Annotated in this window: 28 protein-coding genes; all 28 read left to right on the top strand. The window is 39.9% G+C overall.

Going from position 1 to position 23,432, the window contains the following annotated elements; all coding sequences use genetic code 11:
- Window positions 1–154 precede the first annotated feature (154 nt).
- Window positions 155–1,453 carry an FADH(2)-oxidizing methylenetetrahydrofolate--tRNA-(uracil(54)-C(5))-methyltransferase TrmFO gene (gene trmFO, locus ACYH0O_RS10265; RefSeq protein WP_426891308.1) on the top strand — a complete coding sequence of 433 codons (1,299 nt, stop codon included), beginning with the start codon at window positions 155–157 and terminating at the stop codon, window positions 1,451–1,453.
- Window positions 1,454–1,514: 61 nt separating this feature from the next.
- Window positions 1,515–2,414 carry a tyrosine recombinase XerC gene (gene xerC / locus ACYH0O_RS10270; protein ID WP_482632149.1) on the top strand — a complete coding sequence of 300 codons (900 nt, stop codon included), beginning with the start codon at window positions 1,515–1,517 and terminating at the stop codon, window positions 2,412–2,414.
- 19 nt (window positions 2,415–2,433) lie between these two features.
- The gene (hslV, locus tag ACYH0O_RS10275) at window positions 2,434–2,976 is read left to right on the top strand and encodes an ATP-dependent protease subunit HslV (protein ID WP_426891306.1); all 543 of its coding nucleotides are present in this window, start codon (window positions 2,434–2,436) and stop codon (window positions 2,974–2,976) included.
- 70 nt (window positions 2,977–3,046) lie between these two features.
- Entirely contained in the window at window positions 3,047–4,459 is a 1,413-nt protein-coding gene (hslU, locus tag ACYH0O_RS10280) for an HslU--HslV peptidase ATPase subunit (RefSeq protein ID WP_426891353.1), read from the top strand.
- Window positions 4,460–4,555: 96 nt separating this feature from the next.
- On the top strand, window positions 4,556–5,335 hold the full coding sequence (gene codY / locus ACYH0O_RS10285) for a GTP-sensing pleiotropic transcriptional regulator CodY (protein ID WP_149155501.1): 780 nt from the start codon (window positions 4,556–4,558) through the stop codon (window positions 5,333–5,335).
- Window positions 5,336–6,087: 752 nt separating this feature from the next.
- Entirely contained in the window at window positions 6,088–6,477 is a 390-nt protein-coding gene (gene flgB, locus ACYH0O_RS10290; RefSeq protein ID WP_482632150.1) for a flagellar basal body rod protein FlgB, read from the top strand.
- A 2-nt stretch (window positions 6,478–6,479) separates the two neighbouring features.
- Entirely contained in the window at window positions 6,480–6,941 is a 462-nt protein-coding gene (flgC, locus tag ACYH0O_RS10295; protein ID WP_482632151.1) for a flagellar basal body rod protein FlgC, read from the top strand.
- Window positions 6,942–6,958: 17 nt separating this feature from the next.
- The gene (gene fliE, locus ACYH0O_RS10300) at window positions 6,959–7,264 is read left to right on the top strand and encodes a flagellar hook-basal body complex protein FliE (RefSeq protein ID WP_482632152.1); all 306 of its coding nucleotides are present in this window, start codon (window positions 6,959–6,961) and stop codon (window positions 7,262–7,264) included.
- A gap of 33 nt (window positions 7,265–7,297) precedes the next feature.
- Window positions 7,298–8,896, top strand: a complete 1,599-nt coding sequence (fliF, locus tag ACYH0O_RS10305; RefSeq protein WP_482632153.1) for a flagellar basal-body MS-ring/collar protein FliF — start codon at window positions 7,298–7,300, stop codon at window positions 8,894–8,896.
- 11 nt (window positions 8,897–8,907) lie between these two features.
- Window positions 8,908–9,921, top strand: coding sequence for a flagellar motor switch protein FliG (gene fliG / locus ACYH0O_RS10310; RefSeq protein WP_482632154.1), 1,014 nt, complete (start codon window positions 8,908–8,910; stop codon window positions 9,919–9,921).
- On the top strand, window positions 9,914–10,690 hold the full coding sequence (fliH, locus tag ACYH0O_RS10315) for a flagellar assembly protein FliH (RefSeq protein WP_482632155.1): 777 nt from the start codon (window positions 9,914–9,916) through the stop codon (window positions 10,688–10,690). The genes fliG and fliH overlap by 8 nt, the downstream gene beginning before the upstream one ends.
- Complete coding sequence (gene fliI / locus ACYH0O_RS10320; RefSeq protein ID WP_482632156.1) at window positions 10,687–12,006, top strand: flagellar protein export ATPase FliI; 1,320 nt, start codon at window positions 10,687–10,689, stop codon at window positions 12,004–12,006. Before fliH ends, fliI begins: the two co-directional genes overlap by 4 nt.
- 5 nt (window positions 12,007–12,011) lie before the next feature.
- Window positions 12,012–12,458 (top strand): flagellar export protein FliJ, encoded by a 447-nt coding sequence (fliJ, locus tag ACYH0O_RS10325; protein ID WP_482632157.1) that lies wholly within the window; start codon window positions 12,012–12,014, stop codon window positions 12,456–12,458.
- A gap of 4 nt (window positions 12,459–12,462) precedes the next feature.
- On the top strand, window positions 12,463–13,053 hold the full coding sequence (locus ACYH0O_RS10330) for a MotE family protein (RefSeq protein WP_482632158.1): 591 nt from the start codon (window positions 12,463–12,465) through the stop codon (window positions 13,051–13,053).
- Between the two features lie 29 nt (window positions 13,054–13,082).
- Window positions 13,083–14,330 carry a flagellar hook-length control protein FliK gene (locus ACYH0O_RS10335; protein WP_482632159.1) on the top strand — a complete coding sequence of 416 codons (1,248 nt, stop codon included), beginning with the start codon at window positions 13,083–13,085 and terminating at the stop codon, window positions 14,328–14,330.
- A gap of 8 nt (window positions 14,331–14,338) precedes the next feature.
- Window positions 14,339–14,971, top strand: coding sequence for a flagellar hook assembly protein FlgD (gene flgD, locus ACYH0O_RS10340; RefSeq protein ID WP_482632160.1), 633 nt, complete (start codon window positions 14,339–14,341; stop codon window positions 14,969–14,971).
- 12 nt (window positions 14,972–14,983) lie between these two features.
- Complete coding sequence (locus tag ACYH0O_RS10345; RefSeq protein ID WP_482632161.1) at window positions 14,984–15,370, top strand: TIGR02530 family flagellar biosynthesis protein; 387 nt, start codon at window positions 14,984–14,986, stop codon at window positions 15,368–15,370.
- A gap of 69 nt (window positions 15,371–15,439) precedes the next feature.
- Window positions 15,440–16,663, top strand: a complete 1,224-nt coding sequence (locus ACYH0O_RS10350; protein WP_482632162.1) for a flagellar hook protein FlgE — start codon at window positions 15,440–15,442, stop codon at window positions 16,661–16,663.
- 83 nt (window positions 16,664–16,746) lie between these two features.
- Window positions 16,747–16,962: a flagellar FlbD family protein gene (locus ACYH0O_RS10355; protein WP_482632541.1), complete on the top strand. Its 216-nt coding sequence runs from the start codon at window positions 16,747–16,749 to the stop codon at window positions 16,960–16,962.
- On the top strand, window positions 16,959–17,384 hold the full coding sequence (gene fliL, locus ACYH0O_RS10360) for a flagellar basal body-associated protein FliL (protein WP_149155514.1): 426 nt from the start codon (window positions 16,959–16,961) through the stop codon (window positions 17,382–17,384). The genes ACYH0O_RS10355 and fliL overlap by 4 nt, the downstream gene beginning before the upstream one ends.
- Window positions 17,385–17,416: 32 nt before the next feature.
- Complete coding sequence (gene fliM / locus ACYH0O_RS10365) at window positions 17,417–18,415, top strand: flagellar motor switch protein FliM (RefSeq protein ID WP_482632163.1); 999 nt, start codon at window positions 17,417–17,419, stop codon at window positions 18,413–18,415.
- A complete protein-coding gene (gene fliY / locus ACYH0O_RS10370) occupies window positions 18,405–19,577 on the top strand; it encodes a flagellar motor switch phosphatase FliY (protein ID WP_482632164.1) in 1,173 nt (390 codons plus the stop codon). Before fliM ends, fliY begins: the two co-directional genes overlap by 11 nt.
- A 27-nt stretch (window positions 19,578–19,604) precedes the next feature.
- Complete coding sequence (locus ACYH0O_RS10375; protein WP_113968213.1) at window positions 19,605–19,967, top strand: response regulator; 363 nt, start codon at window positions 19,605–19,607, stop codon at window positions 19,965–19,967.
- A gap of 24 nt (window positions 19,968–19,991) precedes the next feature.
- Window positions 19,992–20,624 (top strand): flagellar biosynthetic protein FliO, encoded by a 633-nt coding sequence (locus tag ACYH0O_RS10380; protein ID WP_482632165.1) that lies wholly within the window; start codon window positions 19,992–19,994, stop codon window positions 20,622–20,624.
- Window positions 20,617–21,282 carry a flagellar type III secretion system pore protein FliP gene (gene fliP / locus ACYH0O_RS10385; protein ID WP_482632166.1) on the top strand — a complete coding sequence of 222 codons (666 nt, stop codon included), beginning with the start codon at window positions 20,617–20,619 and terminating at the stop codon, window positions 21,280–21,282. The genes ACYH0O_RS10380 and fliP overlap by 8 nt, the downstream gene beginning before the upstream one ends.
- A gap of 14 nt (window positions 21,283–21,296) precedes the next feature.
- Window positions 21,297–21,566: a flagellar biosynthesis protein FliQ gene (gene fliQ / locus ACYH0O_RS10390; RefSeq protein WP_044337389.1), complete on the top strand. Its 270-nt coding sequence runs from the start codon at window positions 21,297–21,299 to the stop codon at window positions 21,564–21,566.
- Between the two features lie 4 nt (window positions 21,567–21,570).
- The gene (gene fliR / locus ACYH0O_RS10395) at window positions 21,571–22,347 is read left to right on the top strand and encodes a flagellar biosynthetic protein FliR (protein WP_149155520.1); all 777 of its coding nucleotides are present in this window, start codon (window positions 21,571–21,573) and stop codon (window positions 22,345–22,347) included.
- Between the two features lies 1 nt (window position 22,348).
- Complete coding sequence (gene flhB, locus ACYH0O_RS10400) at window positions 22,349–23,431, top strand: flagellar biosynthesis protein FlhB (protein WP_482632167.1); 1,083 nt, start codon at window positions 22,349–22,351, stop codon at window positions 23,429–23,431.
- Window position 23,432: the final 1 nt, after the last annotated feature.

Consider the following 23,432-nt stretch of genomic DNA (forward strand, 5'->3'; position numbering starts at 1 on the left):
GATTTCTCTATTACCTGATGGGTCAGCCCTTTTCTGTTTGCATTTAGTCAAAATGTCAAACTCTCAATATGCTTTTGTCTTTTTTATCTTTGTGCATTAGTGTACAATACAATTTGGTTAAGAAGAAGGATCGATTTACAGGAGGTTTATATAGATGCCAGTAAATGTTATCGGAGCAGGGTTAGCGGGAAGTGAAGCCGCTTGGCAGATTGCGAAGAGGGGAATAAAGGTTAACCTTTTTGAAATGAGACCGGTACGTCAAACACCTGCCCACCATACAGATAAATTTGCAGAGCTTGTTTGCAGTAATTCGCTTAGAGCGAATACATTAACCAATGCTGTTGGTGTATTAAAAGAGGAAATGCGGCATTTAGATTCCGTCATCATGTCAGCAGCCGACGCTTGTTCCGTTCCTGCAGGCGGAGCTTTGGCCGTGGATCGTCACGAATTTGCAGCCCATGTCACTGATAAAGTGAAGAATCATCCGAATGTCACGGTATATAATGAAGAGGTCACGGATTTACCTGAAGGGATCACCATTATAGCAACAGGACCACTTACAAGTGAAAGTCTTTCGGAGAAAATCAGAAAAGTAACGGGAGAAGAACATTTATATTTCTACGACGCAGCTGCACCAATCATTGAGAAAGATTCCATTGATATGGACAAAGTGTATTTGAAATCCCGGTATGACAAAGGGGAAGCGGCATACTTAAATTGCCCGATGACAGAAAGTGAGTTCAATCGTTTCTACGAAGCCCTTATTTCAGCTGAAACAGTGCCTTTAAAAGAATTTGAAAAAGAGATATTCTTTGAAGGCTGTATGCCGATAGAAGTGATGGCATCCAGAGGGAAGAAAACCATGTTATTTGGTCCTTTAAAACCGGTGGGATTAGAAGACCCTAAAACAGGTAAACGACCATTTGCTGTTGTTCAGTTAAGACAAGATGATGCAGCAGGAACACTTTACAATATTGTAGGCTTTCAAACACATTTAAAGTGGGGACCGCAAAAAGAAGTGCTTCAATTAATTCCTGGACTTGAGAATGCGGAAATTGTCCGTTTTGGGGTGATGCACAGAAATACCTTCATAAACTCTCCCAATGTCCTAAAGGATACCTATCAACTTAAAGAAAATGAGAACCTGTTTTTTGCCGGACAAATGACCGGAGTGGAAGGTTATGTGGAATCTGCTGCCAGCGGGCTGATCGCGGGGATCAATGCAGCGAAAATGGCTATAGGTGAATCACCAGTGGTGTTCCCTCATGAAACAGCGATTGGAAGTATGGCAAGATATATTACGACGGCCAACAAAAACAACTTCCAACCGATGAATGCTAATTTCGGTCTACTCCCTGATTTGCCCAAAAAAGTCAAAGGCAAAAAAGAGCGTAATGAGCAACATGCCAATCGAGCTTTAGAAACAATTCAGAACTTTGTGAAAAAAGTGTAAAATTCATTGCAAGGGCAGCTACGTTGTGTTACTATTTAGTAGCCCTTGTGAGGTGTTAAAAATGAAAAATCAATTATATGAACAATTACAATCTTTTACTGAATATATACAAATAGAAAAGCATTATTCTGCTCATACTTTTGAACAATATCGTCATGATATTGAAGAGTTCTACGTATTTATGAAAGAACAAGGTTTAAGTTCATTAAAAGATGTCGAGTATTCTGATGCGAGACTTTTTTTAACTAAGCTGCATGATCATGGTTTAATGAGATCTTCCATTTCAAGGAAGGTATCCAGTTTAAGAAGTTTCTATCGTTACTTAAACCGGGAAAAGCAGCTCACCGATAACCCATTTTCCTTTGTGAATCTTCCTAAAAAAGAACAGCGATTACCTAAATTTTTTTATGAGGAAGAAATACAAGCATTGTTAGAAGCGTGCGGAGGAGACAAGCCATTAGATATTCGCAACCGGGCCATCTTTGAACTTCTGTATGCTACGGGTATCCGCGTAAGTGAATGCACAAGCATACGATTGAAGGACGTAGATTTAGTGCTTTCTACAATACTTGTAAAAGGTAAGGGTAACAAAGAGAGATATGTACCATTTGGAAGCTTTGCTCACGATGCTATAGAACAATACATAACAGAGTCCCGGCCTAAGTTAATGAAGAATCAAACTCATTCCCAATTGTTGGTCAATCATCGTGGCGGAGCATTAACCCAAAGAGGGATACGTCTTATCTTAAATAGGATTATCGAGAAAGCTTCCTTGACCGGAAAAATCCATCCCCATATGTTAAGACATACGTTTGCCACGCATTTACTTAATAATGGTGCCGATTTAAGAACGGTTCAGGAACTTCTTGGACACTCACAGTTATCATCAACTCAAGTATATACTCATGTATCGAAGGATCAGTTGAGAAAAACATATTTGGCACATCATCCACGTGCTTAGAAGAGTTGGAGGTCAGGATATGGAACAATTCCACGCAACCACTATTTTTGCCGTACAGCATGAAGGCAAATGTGCGATGTCCGGGGACGGACAGGTGACATTTGGTAATACAGTTGTGATGAAGCATACAGCAAAAAAAGTCCGGAAGCTATTTAATGGCAAAGTATTAGCAGGTTTTGCCGGATCTGTTGCCGACGCATTCACATTATCAGAAAAATTCGAAGGGAAACTTCAGGAATTTAATGGGAATCTCCCGAGAGCAGCTGTTGAATTAGCTAAAGAATGGAGGAGCGACAAAGTCTTAAGAAAGCTTGAAGCCATGTTGATTGTAATGGATGAAAATCACTTATTGCTAATTTCCGGGACTGGTGAAGTCATTGAACCGGACGATGGGATTTTAGCCATTGGATCAGGTGGTAATTATGCATTATCAGCTGGAAGAGCTTTAAAACAATACGCAGGTGACCATTTATCTGCAAGGGAAATCGCTCAGTCTTCCTTACAAATTGCTGCTGATATATGTGTATATACAAATAACCAAATTATTGTTGAAGAGCTGTAAACATTAATCATCAGATTGAAATTTTTATATTCTTTTTACACTATAGGGAAAGTAAGGAGTGTGCCATTTGATGAAGAGTACTGATCACTTAACTCCAAGGCAAATTGTTGAACGTCTCGATCAATATATTGTAGGACAGAAAGATGCAAAGAGAGCGGTCGCTGTTGCATTACGAAATCGATATCGACGTAGCCTTCTTTCTGATATATTAAAGGATGAAGTGATTCCAAAGAACATTTTAATGATGGGACCAACCGGGGTCGGGAAAACAGAGATTGCCAGAAGGATTGCGAAGCTTGTCAGAGCTCCTTTTGTAAAAGTAGAGGCTACTAAGTTTACTGAAGTCGGTTATGTTGGACGCGATGTGGAATCAATGGTGAGAGATTTAGTCGAAACGTCTGTCCGCCTGGTGAAAGAGGAGAAAATGGTAGGGGTGCGTGAAAGAGCAGCTGAAAATGCCAACCGCCGCTTAGTGGAACTCGTTGTACCATCTAAGAAAAAGTCCACTTCTTACAAAAACCCATTTGAAATGATCTTTGGTGGTAATCAGACTCAGGACACTTCGGAAGAAGAGGAAGAAAAGCAAGAAGAGATTTCCCTTCGAGAGCAAAGGCGCAGAGTGGAAACAAGGCTTCAAAATGGTGAACTTGAAGAGGAGTTCATCACGATTGAAGTAGAAGAGCAGCAGCCCTCCATGTTCGATATGCTTCAAGGCTCCGGTATGGAACAAATGGGCATGAATATGCAGGATGCTATGAGCAACTTTATGCCAAAGAAAAAGAAAAAACGTAAATTAAAGGTGAAAGAAGCGAGAGTCGTTCTTACAAATGAGGAAGCTCAAAAGCTTATTGATATGGATGAAGTAACCCAGGAGGCAATTGTGCGTGCAGAACAATCAGGAATCATCTTTATCGATGAGATTGATAAGATAGCAAGCAAGAGCTCTGGCCAATCTTCTGCCGACGTTTCGAGAGAAGGGGTTCAGCGTGACATCCTTCCTGTTGTAGAAGGATCTACGATTGTCACAAAGCATGGTTCTGTAAAAACTGATCATGTGCTTTTCATTGCGGCAGGTGCTTTTCACATGAGTAAACCATCTGATCTTATACCGGAATTACAAGGACGTTTCCCAATCAGAGTGGAACTTCAGAAGCTATCTACAGAAGACTTTGTGCGTATACTCGTTGAACCTGATAACGCAATTATTAAACAATATATTGCGTTAATGGAAACAGAAGGTATACAAATTGAATTTTCTGACGATGCTATTCGTAGACTTGCTGAAATTGCCTATGATGTAAACCAGAACACGGATAATATAGGAGCGAGAAGACTTCATACCATTATGGAAAAACTTCTTGAGGACCTTTCCTTTGAAGCTCCGGATATTACATTGGAAACGATTAATATCACACCTAAGTACGTGGATGATAAGTTAGGCGCCATTGCAAAGAATAAGGATCTGAGTCAGTTTATTCTATAAGTTTTCACCTTCATTCTATTGGGTAAAGATAGATGAATCAATCAGAATACAAAATTTAATAATAGATACACTTAAGTTGTAGTAGGAGGAAATGTAATGAATTTATTAGGTAAAACAAGAACAATTAATGCTATGCTGCAAAAAGCAGCGGGTAAACCAGTAAACTTTAAAGAAATGTCAGAAACACTTAGCAAGGTCATTGAAGCAAATGTATTCGTTGTAAGTCGCCGAGGGAAATTACTTGGCTACGCCATTAATCAGCAAATTGAAAATGAGCGAATGAAACAAATGCTTGCTGATCGTCAATTCCCTGAGGAGTATACTCAAAACCTGTTTAATGTTCAAGAAACTTCTCCAAACCTGGATGTTAACAGTGAATATACTGCTTTCCCTGTTGAAAATAGAGAATTCTTCAAAAATGGGCTGACGACAATCGTTCCTATTATTGGTGGAGGTGAGAGACTGGGTACATTGATTCTTGCCCGTCTTGAAGCAAGCTTCGAAGATGATGATCTCATCCTTGGTGAATATGGTGCAACAGTAGTAGGAATGGAAATTCTTCGTGAAAAAGCGGAAGAAATTGAAGTGGAAGCTAGAAGCAAGGCTGTCGTGCAAATGGCGATCAGTTCTTTATCATACAGTGAGCTTGAAGCGATTGAGCATATCTTTGAAGAGTTAAATGGTAATGAAGGTCTTTTGGTTGCTTCTAAAATTGCCGATAGAGTGGGAATTACCCGTTCAGTAATCGTCAATGCTCTTCGTAAATTAGAAAGTGCGGGAGTAATTGAGTCTCGTTCCCTGGGAATGAAAGGTACTTACATTAAAGTATTAAACAATAAATTCCTAGTTGAGTTAGATAAGCTCCGTACAAATTAATCCAATGAAAAGCTGTTCCCTGTTAAATGGGGAACAGCTTTTTTATTTGGTTACCATAATGCTTGCTTCTGAAGCCGCCCCTCCGCTTTTGTGTCATCCAGCTCCGGGGCTTAGAGGCTCGAGGTCATAACCCAAGCCCACCAAAAAGGCAAAGTGCGCCTTTCCGGTGGGCTTGGGTTATGCTTGTCGCCTCTGGGCAAAGCCCCTCCGCTTTTGTAGTACAAATGGGCGAAAATGTCTGATTGTTTGGGGAAAATAAGTCTTATGGACTATTGGTAATCTTTCATAAGGTATTGTCATATATGGCACGAATAGTACAATAAGGTTACAACAATGTTACGACTATTTTCGACAATTTAATTAATTTAGATGACAGAGTGAGTAATATGATGATATTCACCTCTTGGAAGGTTTTCGTGTGCAAAAGAGTGAAATAAGGTGAAAAAACCATCTTGAACGCAATAACGATGGATTTCATTCATAAGAAAACGAATCGGGCAAATATATGCATGTGTAACATATATGTAATAAAACTAGAAAAATTCACATTAAATTGGTAAAATATCCTTGGTAATTTAAGGGTTAAATATAGATTAAAAGTCACGAATTCTTTGAATTTCGCCCTCATTCTTGAAAATTTACGGAATATTCATAGACACTAATCTTGCTAAACATTACAATAAATACTGTTGCATGCTAAATTTGTAAAAAATAGTAGTATCTTGTCAAAAAAACGGATAGAGGTGCCTAAAGTGAAATTATTTTCCAACACTTTCACAACTCTGGAAAGAGGACTGAATTACGCCTCGTTAAATCAAAAAGTGATCTCTCAAAATATCGCTAATGTCGACACTCCAAATTATAAAGCAAAAGAAGTAGAGTTTAAGACAATGCTAGACCATTCAGTTCAACAACTTGAGGCAAAAAAAACGGATCAACGACATTTCACCTTTCACTCAAGTAGTCAACATCCAGCAGTTAAAACAAAAACAGCTTATCAATATAATCACAATGGAAATGGTGTGGATTTAGATCAGGAAATGTCAGAAATGGCTTCGAATCAAATCTATTTTAATGCCTTAACAGATCGAATAAATGGTAAGTTTAACAGTCTTCAAACGGTTGTAAGGGGTGGTGAATAATCATGGCGATATTTACAAGTATGAACACTACAGCATCTGCCCTTACTGCCCAGCGCTTAAGAATGGATGTCATTTCATCAAACATGGCCAATGCAGACACAACAAGAGGAGAAATGGTTGGAGGAGAATGGCAGCCATATAAAAGAAAATCTGTTGTGATGGCACCTAAGGAAAATCAATTTTCATCATTTTTAAATAAAGCCATGAACACAAGAGACAATCACAATGTTGGAAGCGGAGTAAAGGTTTCCAGAATCGAAGAAGATGACGAAACACCATTTAAAATGGTGTACGATCCAGAACATCCTGATGCGAATGGCGAGGGGTATGTGCAGCTGCCCAATGTTGATCCATTAAGGGAAATGGTTGACCTCATTTCGGCCACTCGCTCATATGAAGCAAACGTAACCGTATTTAATGCGAATAAAGCGATGTTAATGAAATCATTGGAAATCGGTAAATAGAAAGAGGTTATAGATTTATGGCAATACATAATATAGGTTCGATTAATCCTGGAGTTTTTAGTCCGTCAATTGCAAAAAAAAATGTATCTCCTTCAGAAGCTACGGAGAATTTCAGTCAATTACTTAAACAGTCCATTGACGAAGTGAATTCTAAGCAAGTTCAATCAGATCAAATGACCGAGAAGCTAGTACGGGGAGAAAATGTTGATCTTCATCAAGTGATGATCGCTTCACAAAAAGCAAGCATCACATTGCAAACGACCATGGAAGTGCGTAACAAAGTAGTAGAAGCCTACCAAGAAATAATGAGAATGCCAATGTAGTAGACTCATTCAGTCATGTACCGGAGGATTGTAATGAATGAATCGTTTAAGAAATATATAGAACAGATAAAGTCTTATTGGGCAAGCAGAACAAAAAAACAGAAAATAAGTATGGGAGCAGCCTTTCTGATTACAGTCATTCTGATTAGTGCTTTGAGCTTCTTTGCAACAAGAACGACTCTTGTTCCCCTATACAGTAATTTATCACCTTCAGAAACGGGAACTATAAAAGAAAATCTCGATGGTAGAGGAATCCAATCGGAGATATCCGATGGTGGATCAACCATCATGGTTCCTAAAGAACAAGTAGATACATTGAAGGTTGAATTGGCTGCAGAAGGAATTCCTAACTCGGGGAGTATTGATTACTCCTTTTTCAGTCAAAATGCTGGATTTGGTATGACTGATAATGAATTTAATGTATTGAAGCTGGATGCGATGCAAACAGAACTTGCTCAACTCATGAAAGGAATCGAAGGGGTACAGGATGCTAAAGTCATGATCAATCTTCCAGAAAAGCAGGTTTTCTTAAATGATGACATTCAACAAGCATCAGCTTCGATTGTATTAAATACAAATCCTGGTTTCACATTGGATCAAAAGCAGATTAAATCACTTTACCATCTGGTTTCCAAAAGTGTTCCTGATCTCCCTACTGAGAATATCGTCATCATGAATCAATTTTTTGAGTATTTTGACTTGGAATCTCAAAATAATTCCATGGGTGGAGGCAACTTTGCTCAACAAATGGATGTCAAGAAAGAAATTGAACGTGATATACAACGTCAAGTTCAGAATATGTTAGGCACATTGATTGGATTTAAAAAAGTGGTTGTATCGGTTTCAACTGATATTGACTTTACCCAGGAAAACCGTGAAGAAAACCTTGTAACACCAGTGGATGAAGAAAATATGGAAGGAATAGCCGTAAGCGCACAGCGTATTACTGAAACCTTCTCAGGCGAAGGGGCAAACCCTGGTGGGACACCTGGAGCCGGTGATGCTAATGAGCCAACAAATACAGGGGATACTTATGGTTCCGGTTCAGAATCAAATGGTGATTATGAACGAATGGAGGAAACGATTAACAATGAAGTCAATCGTATCCGTAAAGAAGTAGTTGAGAGCCCATATAAAATAAGGGATCTTGGGATTCAGGTTATGGTGGAACCGCCAAATCCTGATGAGGTTAATTCCCTGCCACAAGACAGGGTGGATGATATCCGCCAAGTATTATCGACCATTGTAAGAACTTCCATTGATAAGGAAGCCAACCCTGAATTGACAGACGAAGCAATAGAAGACAAAGTGATCGTCTCGGTTCAACCATTTAATGGGAAAGTCGATATGGCATCTGAAGAGAAATCTGTTCTCCCATGGTGGACCTATGTGGTTGGTGGAATACTTCTTATTGTCATTGTACTGCTGCTATTTTTCCTGATTCGCTCTAGAAAGAAAGAAAAAATAGAAGAAATGACATTCGAAGAAACAAGGGAGCCAGTCCATATACCTGAAATTGAACCTAAAGAAGAAACAGAAGGAACGATTCGCCGGAAACAACTTGAGAAAATGGCCAAAGAAAAGCCTGAAAAATTTGCAAAATTATTACGGACCTGGTTATCAGAGGAATAGGAGGGATGAATATGGTTAGAAGAGAGAAAGGTTTAACGGGAAAACAGAAAGCAGCCATCCTCCTGATCTCACTTGGTCCTGATGTATCCGCATCAGTATACAAGCATTTATCAGAAGAAGAAATCGAGAAGTTAACGTTAGAGATATCCGGAGTCAAAAAGGTGGAGACTGAAGCGAAAGAGGATATCTTAGAAGAATTTCACCAAATCGCCATTGCTCAAGATTATATCTCCCAGGGCGGAATTGGCTATGCCAAAACAGTATTAGAAAAAGCACTCGGATCAGAACAAGCATTGGCGATCATTAACCGATTAACTTCATCTTTACAAGTAAAGCCTTTTGACTTTGCACGGAGAGCCGATGCTGCTCAAATTCTCAACTTTATACAAAACGAACACCCTCAAACGATTGCATTAATTCTATCTTATCTTGAACCACAGCAAGCTGGCCAAATACTTTCTGAACTTCCTCAAGAAGTTCAAGCAGATATTGCCAGGAGAATCGCAATCATGGATGGAACTTCCCCGGAAGTGATAAGTGAAGTGGAAGCCATCCTTGAAAGAAAGCTTTCGGCTACTGTGACCCAGGATTATACGCAGACGGGTGGAGTTGAAGCGGTAGTGGAAGTGCTGAATGGGGTAGATCGTTCTACGGAGAAAACCATTCTGGATGCATTAGAAATACAAGATCCTGAATTAGCTGAGGAAATTAAGAAGAGAATGTTTGTGTTTGAAGACATTGTCACCCTTGATGGGCGTTCCATTCAACGTGTCATTCGCGATTGTGATAACGAAGATCTGCTCCTGTCCCTTAAAGTATCAAGTGATGAGGTGAAAGAAGTGGTATTTAGAAACATGTCTAATCGCATGGTGGAAACCCTTAAAGAGGAAATGGAATTCATGGGGCCGGTTCGATTACGGGATGTAGAAGAAGCACAGTCACGGATTGTAGCGGTGATAAGAAGGTTAGAGGATTCCGGTGAAATCATCATAGCCCGTGGTGGTGGAGACGATATTATTGTCTAGAATCATTAAATCCTCAATTGCGCGAACCATTGATGAAAATAAAAAACTGATATCCCTTAAAAGGGTGAAAAAAATAGAAGAATTCAAGCAACATGAATACAATGACTTAGAAATGAACGGACAGGCCGAGGGAAATCACATTATAGATGAAGCGAATGATAAAGCGGCTCGAATAATCGAAGAAGCGAAAGAGATGACTTTCCATGCTCAAAGACAGATTGAACGTGAGAAAGAAAAGTGGTTGGTCGAACGCGAACAACTCATGCAGGAAGCCTATAATGCCGGATTTCTTCAAGGAGAAGAAGAGGGTAGAAACAAAGGTTATCAAGAATATCATCAGCGACTGACGGAAGCCAATGAGATGACTGAGAGAAATAAACAACAGTATCAAGACTATATTCAAAATGCAGAGAAAGTCATTGTCAGCTTAGGGATTACATGTGCTGAGAAGATCATGAATCGGAAACTCCAGGAAGAACCCGATCATTTCTTTTCGATCGTGGAACGCGGATTAAAGGAGGTAAGGAATCTGCCTCACATTCAAATTCATGTTCATCCGACTAAGCATAAGCTTTTAGTTGAAAATAAAAATGAGCTTGATGTCATGTTCCCCACGGAAGTTCAGTGCTTTATCTATGCAAATGATGATCTTCGACCTGAGGAATGTTATATAGAAACCAACCAGGGTCGTGTCATTGTGAGTGTGGACTCCCAATTAAGAGAGTTAAAGCAGAAGCTTCTTCATTTTCTGGAAGGTGATGTTGAATGAAAGCAGCAGATTTAATTCACCATATCCCCCAGATTCCAACTTTCAAAAGGTTTGGAAAGGTAAAGCGGGTTGTCGGGTTAATGATCGAATCTCAAGGACCTGAAAGTTCAGTAGGTGAAGTCTGTCATATTCATATTTTCTCCCGAGGCAAACAAAAAGTGATTCTAGCAGAAGTGGTAGGGTTTAATGATGATTTAGTGATCCTCATGCCCTATACCAATATGCAGGATATTTCTCCCGGCAGTTTAGTAGAAGGTACCGCAAAGTCTTTAGAAATCAAAATTGGTCCATCTTTAATAGGGAAGGTGATAGATTCCCTGGGACACCCTCTCGATGGAAGTCACTTACCGAATGGTTTAAGTACGACATATACAGAACAAGACCCTCCCAATCCTTTATCAAGACCGCCCATTAACGAAAAAATGGAGGTTGGTGTAAAAGCCATCGACAGCATGCTGACTGTAGGAAAAGGTCAAAGGGTTGGTATATTCGCTGGAAGTGGGGTAGGAAAAAGTACACTGCTTGGAATGATTGCCCGAAACACGAAAGCGGATTTAAATGTAATTGCGTTAATCGGTGAGAGGGGCAGGGAAGTAAGGGAATTTATTGAAAGAGATTTAGGAGAAGAAGGATTAAAGAGAACGATTGTTGTGGCAGCCACATCAGATCAACCTGCACTAATGAGGATTAAAGGAGCCTTTACGGCGACTGCCATTGCGGAATATTTTCGAGATAAAGGAATGAACGTCATGCTCATGATGGATTCCGCGACACGGGTAGCGATGGCTCAGAGGGAAATCGGATTGGCGGTCGGGGAACCACCGACCACTAAAGGTTACACGCCATCTGTATTTGCTATTTTACCGAAACTATTAGAAAGAACAGGTACTAATGTACTCGGGAGCATAACAGCATTTTACACCGTGTTGGTTGATGGTGATGATTTAAATGAGCCTATTTCAGACACTGTTAGGGGGATACTGGATGGTCACATTGTGCTTGACCGTCAAATCGCAAACAGAGGTCAATATCCGGCTATCAATATTTTAAAAAGTGTGAGCAGGTTAATGAATCATCTGGCATCTATGGAACATTTACATGCCGCAACGAGGATAAGAGAGTTATTAAGTACTTATATGAACTCTGAGGATCTTATCCAGATTGGTGCTTATAAAAAGGGTACTTCCCGTGAGGTAGATGAAGCCATCCAATACTATCCAGGTATCATCTCCTTCTTGAAACAGGGAGTATACGAACAGGTTTCTCTCCCTGCAAGTGTTGATGAACTTATTATGCTTTCGGAAAAAGGTGGATGAATCGAGTGAGTTATCAATACAGGTTTCAACGTATTTTAACGTTAAAGGAAAAAGAAAAAGATGAAGTGCAGGAAATGTACAGGGGTTCCATTGAAAAGTTTGAAAAAGTTGCCGAGAAGCTTTATGAGTTTCTGAAAAAGAAAGAAACTCTCGAAATGCATCAAGAAACCAAGTTGCAAAATGGTTTATCTGTACAACATATTCGTCATCATCAACAGTTCCTCACCAATCTTGAAAGAACTATTTCTTATTACCAGGACCTGGTGATGCAAGCAAGGAACCGGATGAACTGGTGTGAAGAAAAACTTGTAGATATGAACGTCGAAGTAAAGAAATACGAAAAGATGAAAGAGAACGATCTCCATCGCTTTTTACAAACTAATCAACAATTGGAAAATAAACAATTAGATGAAGTATCAGTCGTTCAATATATGAAACGGGGAGTTAGGTGATTTCATGGCAAAGGTGATCGAAGAGGAAAACAAAGATCAGTCCAGTCGTTTTCAAAGAGTTGTGTTTATCATCTTCATTCCTCTCTTGTTTACTATAACCTTCTCTCTCGTAATCATGACAGCTGCAGGCATCAATGTATTTGAAAAAGCGCAATCATTCAGCTCGGATATCCCTTTTCTAGCTAATATCCTTCCTTCAAATGAAGCCCGGGAAGCAGACGAATTACATGAGCGAATGGTTTCACTTCAAGCTTCAATCGAAGATCAAGAAGCGAAAATTGCCCAGCTTCAAAATGAAGTAGATAAAAGAGACAGTGATAATGAACAACTGCAAGCGACCATTCAACAGCAAAAAGAAGAGCTTGAAGAATTACGGCAGATTGGTGAAGAAAACAAACGTGCCTTTAAAGAGGTAGTCAATACATTTGAATCCATGTCAGCAAAGGGTGCTGCTCCAGTTCTGATGAACATGGATGATGATGAAGCAATGAAGATTCTATCAAATATCAAACCTGATACTCTAGCAGATATTTTAGAAAAAATGCCCCCGGAAGATGCTGCCAGATACACGGAGCTGCTCTCTACGGTGGAATGATAGGCTAGGTTTTGAGAGGAGGTGAAAAAGTGGAAATCGGAATAGGCACCCAGGCTCCCAACTCTCCCATGGAGATGAGAAAGGAAACAACGCTTTCCAAGAAAGAAATGGATGGGTTTTCGAAACTATTAGGATTTGTATCGAATCATGTTGTTGAAAGGGAAGAAGTAAAACATCCCGAGACACTATCTCTTCTTGTAAGTCTGACAGGCATCTTACGTGCAACAGAGCTTGATGAAGTTGGGCTATCAAGCGGACAATTAGAAGATTTATCCCGATTAAATGAACTTGACTTTGAACAAATCGCTGAAATAGTTGGTGTGGATCAAGAAACGGTCAAAACACTTTTTTCTGAGCTTCAATCCGCTCTTATTGGGACTGAGCAATCCTTGCATTCATCAGATGATATTGCAGAGGATCTTCATGAAATTCTGCTGGTAACGATGCAACTGCTGCAATCCGCATTAAAAAATGAGGTGGGGGTCTTAAGTGGAAAAGGACCAATAGAAGATGTAACCAGACTTGTAAAGGTCATTGAACTTTTGGCAGCTAACCGTGACCTACTTGTGGTGGAAGCATCAAAAACGTCCGAGCTAAAAGACATGATGAAGATGGTTCAAGAGGGTGTAGATGCATCCTTGGCCAGGGAGTTTAATCATAGTAAGGATTGGTCCCAGGTATTAAAAGATGCTTTTCACCGCCAGGCACCTGTGCAAACAATGGAAAAGCAGTCCTCAACAGAAGGGGTCACAGTGGAGAAGAAAAGTATTCAACAGATTCAGGCAAACCATATACACTTTGTTCTTCCGAAAACAGAATCCGTTTCCATGAGTCTCTCATTTGGAAATCGCTCCCTTCAATATGAACAATTTGTGAAAGAATTTCAGAATATCATAAGTAAATCTCAAATGCTGTCACAGCCGAGCATGAGTAAGCTGTTGATCAAGCTATACCCAGAGCAACTGGGCTCATTAAGGATCGAACTTCTACAACAAAACGGAGTGATGACCGCAAAAATATTAGCTTCGACGGCAACTGCGAAAGAAATGCTTGATTCTCAAATTCAAGGATTAAAGCATGCGTTTACATCGCAGAACCTTCAAGTAGAGAAGATAGAAATCTCACAGGCGTTAACAGATGCTGAGCGGCAATCTAAAGGGCAGTCACAACAACAGTCCTCACAACAGCAAAGGCAGAATCAACCCAACCAGGGAGGAAGCCAGGATGAAGAAAGAACTCAATCCTTTAAGGATTATCTCGTAAATACCGAAATATAGGTGATAATATGACGAAAATCGATCCGAGCTTACTATATTCCACCGTCCAAACAAAACAACGTGAAGGCGGTAAGGATATTTTGGGAAAAGATGACTTCCTAAAAATCCTGATGACTCAATTACAGAATCAAGACCCGTTAAATCCGATGCAGGACAAAGATTTCATCGCACAAATGGCTACCTTTTCATCATTAGAGCAGATGACGAACCTGACAAAAACAATGGAGAAATTTGTGGATAACCAAAGTCAATCACAATTGATCTCTTACAATCAGTTTGTTGGTAAACAAGTTACATGGCATAAAATCATAGAATCAGAAGCTGGCGATGCACCCGAAATACAAGAAGGACAGGGGTTCGTAAAAGGAGTCCGCTTTAAAGGTGACTCTGTTGAATTCATCATGGAGGACGGAACAATCCTGACTCCCGGGAATATTTCACAAATGAATACGACGGATACCCCGGAAGCTTCTCTCGTTAATGCATCTTTATTAATAGGAAAGAGCGTAACATGGAATAGTGAAGATGGAGAGATGAGCGGAATTGTTCAATCCGTTTCAAAGAAAGATTCACTCATTTGGTTTCATACAAAAGAAGGGGACAAAATTTCCAGTGATAAGTTAATTAAAATTGAATCTTAGGGAGTGGATTGTATGGAAAAGACATTCTTTCATCGTTCACCACAACCTATTGCACCAAATAATAATACGAAATCTATTTCTAAACCTTCAAGTGCATCATCATTTGCTGCCCAATTAGATAAGGCAATTCAACATGTACCTCACATACAGATTAGCAAACATGCAAAGGTAAGGATGGAGCAACGGGGGATTTCTATTTCTCCCCGAACATGGGAGAAGATAGGTGCGAAAATTAATGAAGCAAAAACCAAGGGTGTCGGGGATTCACTGGTGATTTTGAAAGACGCCGCGTTAATCGTAAGTGCTAAAAACAAAACGGTAATTACTGCTTTAGACCGTGAGGAAGCACATTCAAAGATTTTCACCAACATTAATGGAACGATATTAATAGATTCATAGGCTGGACCTTTTATGGAGGCCTGTAGCTGTGGACTGATTGAAGCAGCTAATAAGAAAGGGGAAAAATTCATGCTACGTTCAATGTATTCGGGTATCAGTGGAATGAAAAACTTTCAAACAAAACTGGATGTAATCGGAAATAATATTGCAAATGTAAATACTTACGGCTATAAAAAAGGGCGTGTCACATTCCAGGATTTAATGAACCAAACCGTTTCAGGTGCAAGTAGAGCAACCGAAAATCGTGGAGGTCAAAATGCAAAGCAAGTGGGACTTGGGGCATCTTTGTCGTCCATTGATACGATTCAAACTCAAGGAAGTCTGCAAACAACAGGCAGATCCTTGGATGTAGCCATCTCGGGTGACGGATTTTTTGTTGTAAGACAAGGAAATAACGAAATGTTCACCCGTGCTGGAAACTTTTATTTAGATTCAAATGGAAACCTTGTAACTGGTCAAGGAAATCTTGTACAGGGGTATCCGGTCAATGGTGACGGTGTAGTTAATCAGGGTGCTGCGACTGATATCAAAATTGATACTAATACCACAATGGCACCTCAGGCTACGAGCGAGGCTACTTACAATGGGAACTTAAAGTCTAGTGCAGTCGATGGTACTGTAGTGGAGCTTGAAGCGAAGGTGAAGGATTCACTGGGTAAAGATATTAGTATTAAGTTAGTGATGGAGAAATCAGGTCAAAATGAATGGGAAGTTACAATATCCAGTCTGACCGATGACGTTACAGTCAGCAATGGTCAAAATGCCGTTTTAAATTTTGACGAAGAAGGTAAATTAACTTCTCAAGTCCCTTTCCCAATAACATTAAATAATCAAACTGGTGCAAATCCTACCCAAATGATTGATATGGATTTCTCTAAGATCACACAGTTCGATAGCTCATCCTCCGCTAATGTAGATACTGTTGACGGAAACTCAGAAGGGTACCTTGAAAGCTTCAACATAGGTTCTTCTGGTGAAGTGAACGGAGTATTTTCCAATGGAGAAGTGAGAGTTTTAAGTCAACTGGCATTAGCTACTTTTTCTAATCCGGGTGGTTTGACGAAAGCTGGAAATAATCTGTTCCAGGCTTCAAATAACTCAGGTCTTCCAAACCAGGGATTGGCTGGAGACGGGAGAGGGGCACTTCAGTCCGGTGCCCTTGAAATGTCCAACGTGGACCTATCCGAAGAATTTACTGAAATGATCACGGCTCAGCGTGGATTCCAGGCAAATACACGTATCATCACAACGTCGGATGAAATCCTACAAGAGCTTGTAAACTTGAAACGTTAATTCGTTAAAAAGGAGGAAGGGACTGACACGTTAGAGGTTTTACATTAGGTTGAATCTGAGGATGAATGTCGGTCCTGAAGTTTATGATCACTTTAACCAGACTGAATGGAAAGCCGTTTACGTTGAATGCTTTATACATAGAAACAGTAGAAGCGTTTCCGGACACTACGATTCTATTAACAAATGGCAGACGATATGTTGTGAAAGAAACGGTGGACGAGGTTGACTCCCTTACCCTTACTTTCTTTCAAAAAACAAATTTACTCAGCCTGCCCCATGAGGGAGGGAGTATTAGTTGAAGAGTAAAGCCCTGACAATCATGATGATTTTGTTAGTTACGATTACACTTGTCGGTGTGATTGCGTTAGTTGTCATTCTGAAGTTTTCAGGAGATGAAGAAACGAAAGAGCCTTCCATTGAAGAAGTAATTGAAAATTCGGTGGACATACCGGAGACGACAACCAATTTAATGAGTAATGATTTCATTCGTATTTCCTTTAAGATTCAAACGGATAGTAAAAAAGCGAAAAGTGAGTTGGAAAAGAGAGATTTTCAAGTGAATAACATCATCATAGAAGAGCTTTCAGAATTGAAAGCAGAAGAACTGCAAGGGAAAAAAGGGAAAGAAATGATCGAAACGAAGGTTAAAGACAAGGTAAACTCCCTTATGCAAGAAGGAATGGTAGAAAAGGTCTATATCACCTCTATGATGATTCAATAAGAAAGCTATTACGAGTGTTTGGAGGTGAAGTGGTGGCGAGTGAAATTTTATCTCAAAGTGAAATCGATGCTCTTTTGTCAGCTCTCAATACAGGAGAGATGAGCGCAGATGATTTCAAAAAAGAAGAAGAAGAGAAAAAAGTGAAAGTGTATGATTTCAAGAGAGCTTTACGGTTTTCTAAAGATCAAATCCGAAGTTTAACGAGAATACATGAAAACTTCGCCCGGATCTTGACTACATATTTCTCTGCTCAATTAAGAACTTATGTTCAAATAAATGTTGCTTCTGCTGACCAAATCCCATACGAAGAATTTATCCGTTCCGTTCCGAAAATGACCATTTTAAACGTTTATGAATTACCTCCATTGGATGGAAGGATCCTAATGGAAATCAACCCGAATATTGCTTATTCGATGATGGATCGGGTGATGGGTGGAAGGGGAGTCAGCGTTAACAAAGTAGAGAATTTAACCGAAATTGAAACGAGAATTATGAGTCAGCTCTTTGAAAAGGCGTTTGAGAATTTAAGGGAAGCCTGGAGCACTGTGGTTGATGTAGATCCGCTTTTTGCGGAATTTGAAGTGAACCCGCAATTTCTTCAGATGGTGTCACCAAATGAAACGGTTGTGGTTATTTCATTAAACACAACGATTGGTGAAACAAGTGGAATGATTAACATCTGCATTCCACACGTTGTTCTGGAGCCGATCCTTCCGAAATTATCAGGAAGCTATTGGATGGAAAGCAAACGTAAAGAGAGTAAGCCGGAAGAAACGGCACATCTTGAAAGAAGAATCAAGAAAGCTCAAGTGCCAATTGTAGCTGAATTAGGACGATCTGATATTTCTATTGAAGAGTTCCTTATGCTGGATATTGGTGATGTAATCGAAATGAACACCCGAATCGATGATCCATTAACGATCAGAGTGGGTGATATTCCTAAATTTACAGCTCAGCCAGGGAAGTCAAACAAGAAACTGGCCGTACAAATTTTAGATTCGTTGAAGGGGGGAGACGACGATGATGAGTGATGATATGTTATCACAAGATGAAATTGATGCGTTGCTCCGTGGGTCTGCAGAGCCTGAAGAGGGAACAGAAGAGCGCAAAGAGATAAATTGTAATGATTACATTAGTTCTATGGAAGAGGATGCTTTAGGTGAAATAGGGAACATCTCCTTTGGGAGTTCTGCAACGGCTTTATCCACTTTGCTCAATCAGAAGGTTGAGATTACGACCCCTAAAGTAACGATTATTGATAAAAATTATTTAGAAGAGGAATTTCCTCATCCGTATGTCGCCATTCAAGTTCAATATACTGAGGGTTTTTCAGGAGTGAACCTGTTGGTGATCAAACAATCAGATGCATCCATCATCGCTGACTTGATGCTTGGAGGAGATGGAAGGAACCCATCGGGTGATTTGGGGGAAATTCAGCTTAGTGCCGTTCAGGAGGCTATGAATCAAATGATGGGGTCTGCTGCAACCTCCATGTCTACGGTATTTAGTAAGAAAGTGGATATTTCACCACCTTCCATCGATTTGATGTACATACCTCAAGGAGAAGGAGAAGAAAACCTTCCTGATCAAGATCTATTAGTAAAAGTATCTTTCTCATTGAAAATCGGAGATCTCATTGATTCGAGCATTATGCAGCTCTTGCCCTTGAATTTTGCCAAGAGTCTGGTGGATGAATTAATGAATGGTGGAGCCACTGAAGAAATTGCAGCAGCGGTTGCACCAAGCGTGGAATCTCCTAGTGCTCCACAACCAGAGCCTGCTTATAGCGGTATGTATGAGGAACCTGTCCGTACTTCCCACCAGCACGCCTCTCCTCAGCATCTCGGGGGACATGGGGTGCATGGAGAGACCGTAAATGTCCAACCGGCTACGTTTAGTAATTTTGAACCGACAACTTTGGGACAACAAGAAGCAAAAAACTTGAATATGCTACTTGATATTCCCTTGCAGGTTACGGTTGAGCTCGGAAGGACGAACCGATCTGTCAGGGACATACTTGAGTTATCGTCTGGTTCCATAATAGAGCTTGATAAATTAGCGGGAGAACCGGTTGATATCCTTGTAAACAGTCAATTGATGGCTAAAGGAGAAGTAGTAGTGATAGATGAGAACTTTGGTGTCAGAATTACGGACATTGTAAGTCAAAGTGATCGTATTAAAAAACTTAAATAACCTAGACGATGATGGAGGATGACGATAATGGCTAATAAAATTCTAATTGTAGATGATGCGGCTTTTATGAGAATGATGATTAAAGATATATTAACAAAAAACGGGTTTGATGTAGTAGGAGAGGCTGCCGATGGAAGTCAAGCTGTTGATAAATACAAGGAACTGAAACCTGACCTTGTCACTATGGATATTACGATGCCGGAAAAAGATGGTATTGCAGCTTTAAAGGAAATCAAAGCAGTAGACGCCGGTGCGAAAATTATTATGTGCTCTGCAATGGGTCAACAAGCAATGGTGATTGATGCCATACAAGCGGGTGCAAAGGATTTTATCGTTAAACCTTTCCAGGCCGATCGTGTAATCGAAGCCATTCAAAAAGCTCTAAGCTAACAGATTAGTAAGAAGGTGCATGTATTGAAGAAGATTCAAATTCTAGTGAGTCTTATTGTTTTTATCATTACTGCAAATGCTGTGAATTTAACAGCATTTGCAGAAGTGAATAATGTCAAGGACTGCATAGAACATCCAGAGAAATGCAATGAGCAGCAAAATAATGAGGCTGACACCTCAGGCGCTGCTACCTCGGTTACTTTTTTGGATTATCTTAAAATGATCGTTGCTCTTATCTTTGTAGTTGCGCTCATATATTTTTTATTGAAATTTATCAATCAAAAAGGAAGATCCTTTCAACAGACGAAATTAATCAATCATTTAGGTGGAACGCCACTCGGGGGCAATCGTTCTGTCCAAATTGTTAAGGTAGGCAAGCAAGTACTTGTATTGGGTGTGGGAGAAGATATTCAGCTTCTGAAAGAGATTCAGGATGAAAAAGAGAAAGAAGAGATACTATCCTATTATCAGGAAGCTCAATTTCCTGATGCCAAAACAGCCGTTTCCAGTTGGTTGACAAGGGTAAAAGGACCTTCTCCTGCGTCTTCTCCAAGTTCATTTCAATCACAGTTGAAATCACAGCTGGAGGAAATGAAAAAGGGAAGAAAGAAGATGTTCAAGGATTTAAAGAATAAGGAGAATCATTCTGATGAATGAATTCATGGAGTTTTTTAATAGTAGTTCTGCAGATAATGTATCGACAAGTGTTAAGCTGCTTTTACTATTTACCGTCCTTTCCCTGGCACCCAGTATTCTGATTTTAATGACATCTTTCACCCGGATCATGATTGTCCTATCCTTTGTCAGGACTTCTCTTGCCACACAGCAAATGCCACCGAATCAGGTATTGATTGGAATTTCTTTATTTCTTACGTTTTTTATCATGGCTCCAACTTTTCAAGAGGTAAACGATGAAGCATTGACTCCTCTTTTTAACGAAGAGATTAATCTTGAGGAGGCTTATGACAAGGCTTCGATCCCGTTTAAAGAATTTATGAGTAAGCACACAAGACAAAAGGATTTAGAGTTGTTTTTACAATATTCCGGGGCTGATCGACCCGAAGCTGTGGAAGACATTCCTCTTACATCCTTAGTGCCGGCATTTGCGTTAAGTGAAATTAAGACGGCTTTTCAAATAGGATTTATGATATTTATTCCTTTCTTAGTCATCGACATGGTGGTAGCGAGTGTCTTGATGTCCATGGGGATGATGATGCTCCCTCCTGTTATGATTTCATTGCCTTTCAAGATTTTACTGTTTGTGTTAGTGGATGGCTGGTATTTAGTAATAAAATCTCTTTTACAAAGTTTTTAAGTAGGTGAGTTTCAATGAATGCTGAATCTGTTATCGCGATAGCGGAGCGTGGAATATATGTAACTCTCATCGTTTCCGGTCCATTACTGCTGTTAGCCCTTGTAGTAGGATTGATCGTCAGTATTTTTCAAGCAACAACTCAAATACAGGAACAAACTCTTGCGTTTATTCCTAAAATCGTGGCGGTCTTGATTGGGATTGTTTTCTTTGGACCTTGGATGTTAACGAAGCTTGTGACGTATACCTCACAAATCTTCTCAGATTTAACAAGGTTCGTAGGGTAATAGAATGGAAGAGCTTGTACCCATTCTATCGGTATACTTACTAGTGTTTGTAAGGGTTTCGGCTTTTTTTGTTACGATGCCCCTGTTTTCATACCGTAACATACCTGCACAACATCGGATCGCGTTCTCGGTGGTACTCTCCTGGGTCATGTACTATACGATTGAATCTAAGGCATTTGAAATCAACGGCCACTATTTTTTGTTGATTATGAAAGAAGCCATGATTGGACTTCTCATCGGTTTTGTTGCCTATATGATTGTTACGGCCATTCAGATAGCCGGTGGGTTTATAGATTTTCAAATGGGGTTTGCCATTGCCAATGTGATCGATCCCCAAACGGGAGCACAAAGCCCCTTGATGGGTCAATATCTATATACATTTGCGCTTCTTTTATTGCTTGCTCTTAATGGTCATCATCTGCTCCTGGATGGAATTTTTTACAGTTATCAGCTGATCCCGATTGATAGTCCATGGATACCTTTTGGAGATGAGAGATTAATTGACTATGTTATGACATCTTTTAACTCCATGTTCATCATTGCTTTTCAAATGTCGATTCCTGTTGTCGCAACGCTGTTCCTTGTAGATGTGGCCTTGGGGATTGTGGCTCGTACTGTACCGCAGTTGAACGTTTTCGTCGTAGGGTTTCCTATCAAGATCGCCGTTGCATTTATCGTGTTGTTCATTGTAATGGGAGTGATGTTTGCTGTCATGCAGGAGCTTTTTGAAATGATGTTCGTGACCATGAGAGATTTAATGAAAATTATTGGAGGCACATAATTTGAAGTGGCTATCATTAGACCTACAGTTTTTCAGTGGGGAGAAAACGGAGAAAGCGACTCCGAAAAAAAGGGATGATGCACGGAAAAAAGGACAAACAGCCAAAAGCCAGGATGTGAATACAGCAATTATTCTCCTTGCCGTCTTTTTGTTCCTTACCTTCAGTGCTTCATATATTGGGAATATTGTGTTCGATCTCTTTAATCAAACCTTTCAGGAATACATGCTGATGGAACTGACAGAGAATACGGTTCAAGTCATAACCATGGACATTATGAAAGAGCTTGCATTACTCCTCGGGCCGATTATGTTAGTGGCCTTACTTGCCGGATTGTTTTCGAATTATATTCAAGTAGGAGTTATGTTTACAACTAAACCGCTGGAGCCGAAGCTTGAAAAAATTGATCCGATTAAAGGGTTCAAGCGCATCTTTTCTTTAAGAGCAATTGTTGAACTATTAAAATCCATTTTAAAAATTTCATTTGTTGGGGCAATCACCTTTGTCATTCTCTGGATGAATATTGATCAAGTGTTGAGCTTATCGTTTAAATCAGTGGGGGATTCATTAGCGACGATGGCGAGCTTAACTGTGCAAATGGGAATCGCTGCTTCACTAGCGTTATTATTCTTATCACTATTCGATTTTCTTTATCAGAAATATGATTTTGAAAAAAATATTCGAATGTCAAAGCAGGATCTAAAAGATGAACATAAAAACATCGAAGGTGATCCTCTGATTAAATCCAAAATTAAGCAGAGACAGCGTGAAATGGCCATGAGACGCATGATGCAGGAAGTTCCGGAAGCAGATGTGGTAATTACAAACCCTACTCACTTTGCCATTGTACTTAAATACGATGAGAATAAAATGGATGCGCCTTATGTAGTGGCGAAAGGCGTTGATTATCTAGCGCAGAAGATTAAATATATTGCCAATGAGAACGATGTGGTTATGGTGGAAAATCGTCCTTTAGCCCGGTCCCTGTATGACTCAGCTGAAATAGGCGATGCCGTTCCGGAAGAATTTTTCAAAGCAGTTGCAGAAATTTTAGCTTATGTTTACCGAATAAAAAATCAAATGTAAG

The organism is Rossellomorea sp. H136, assembly GCF_056838065.1.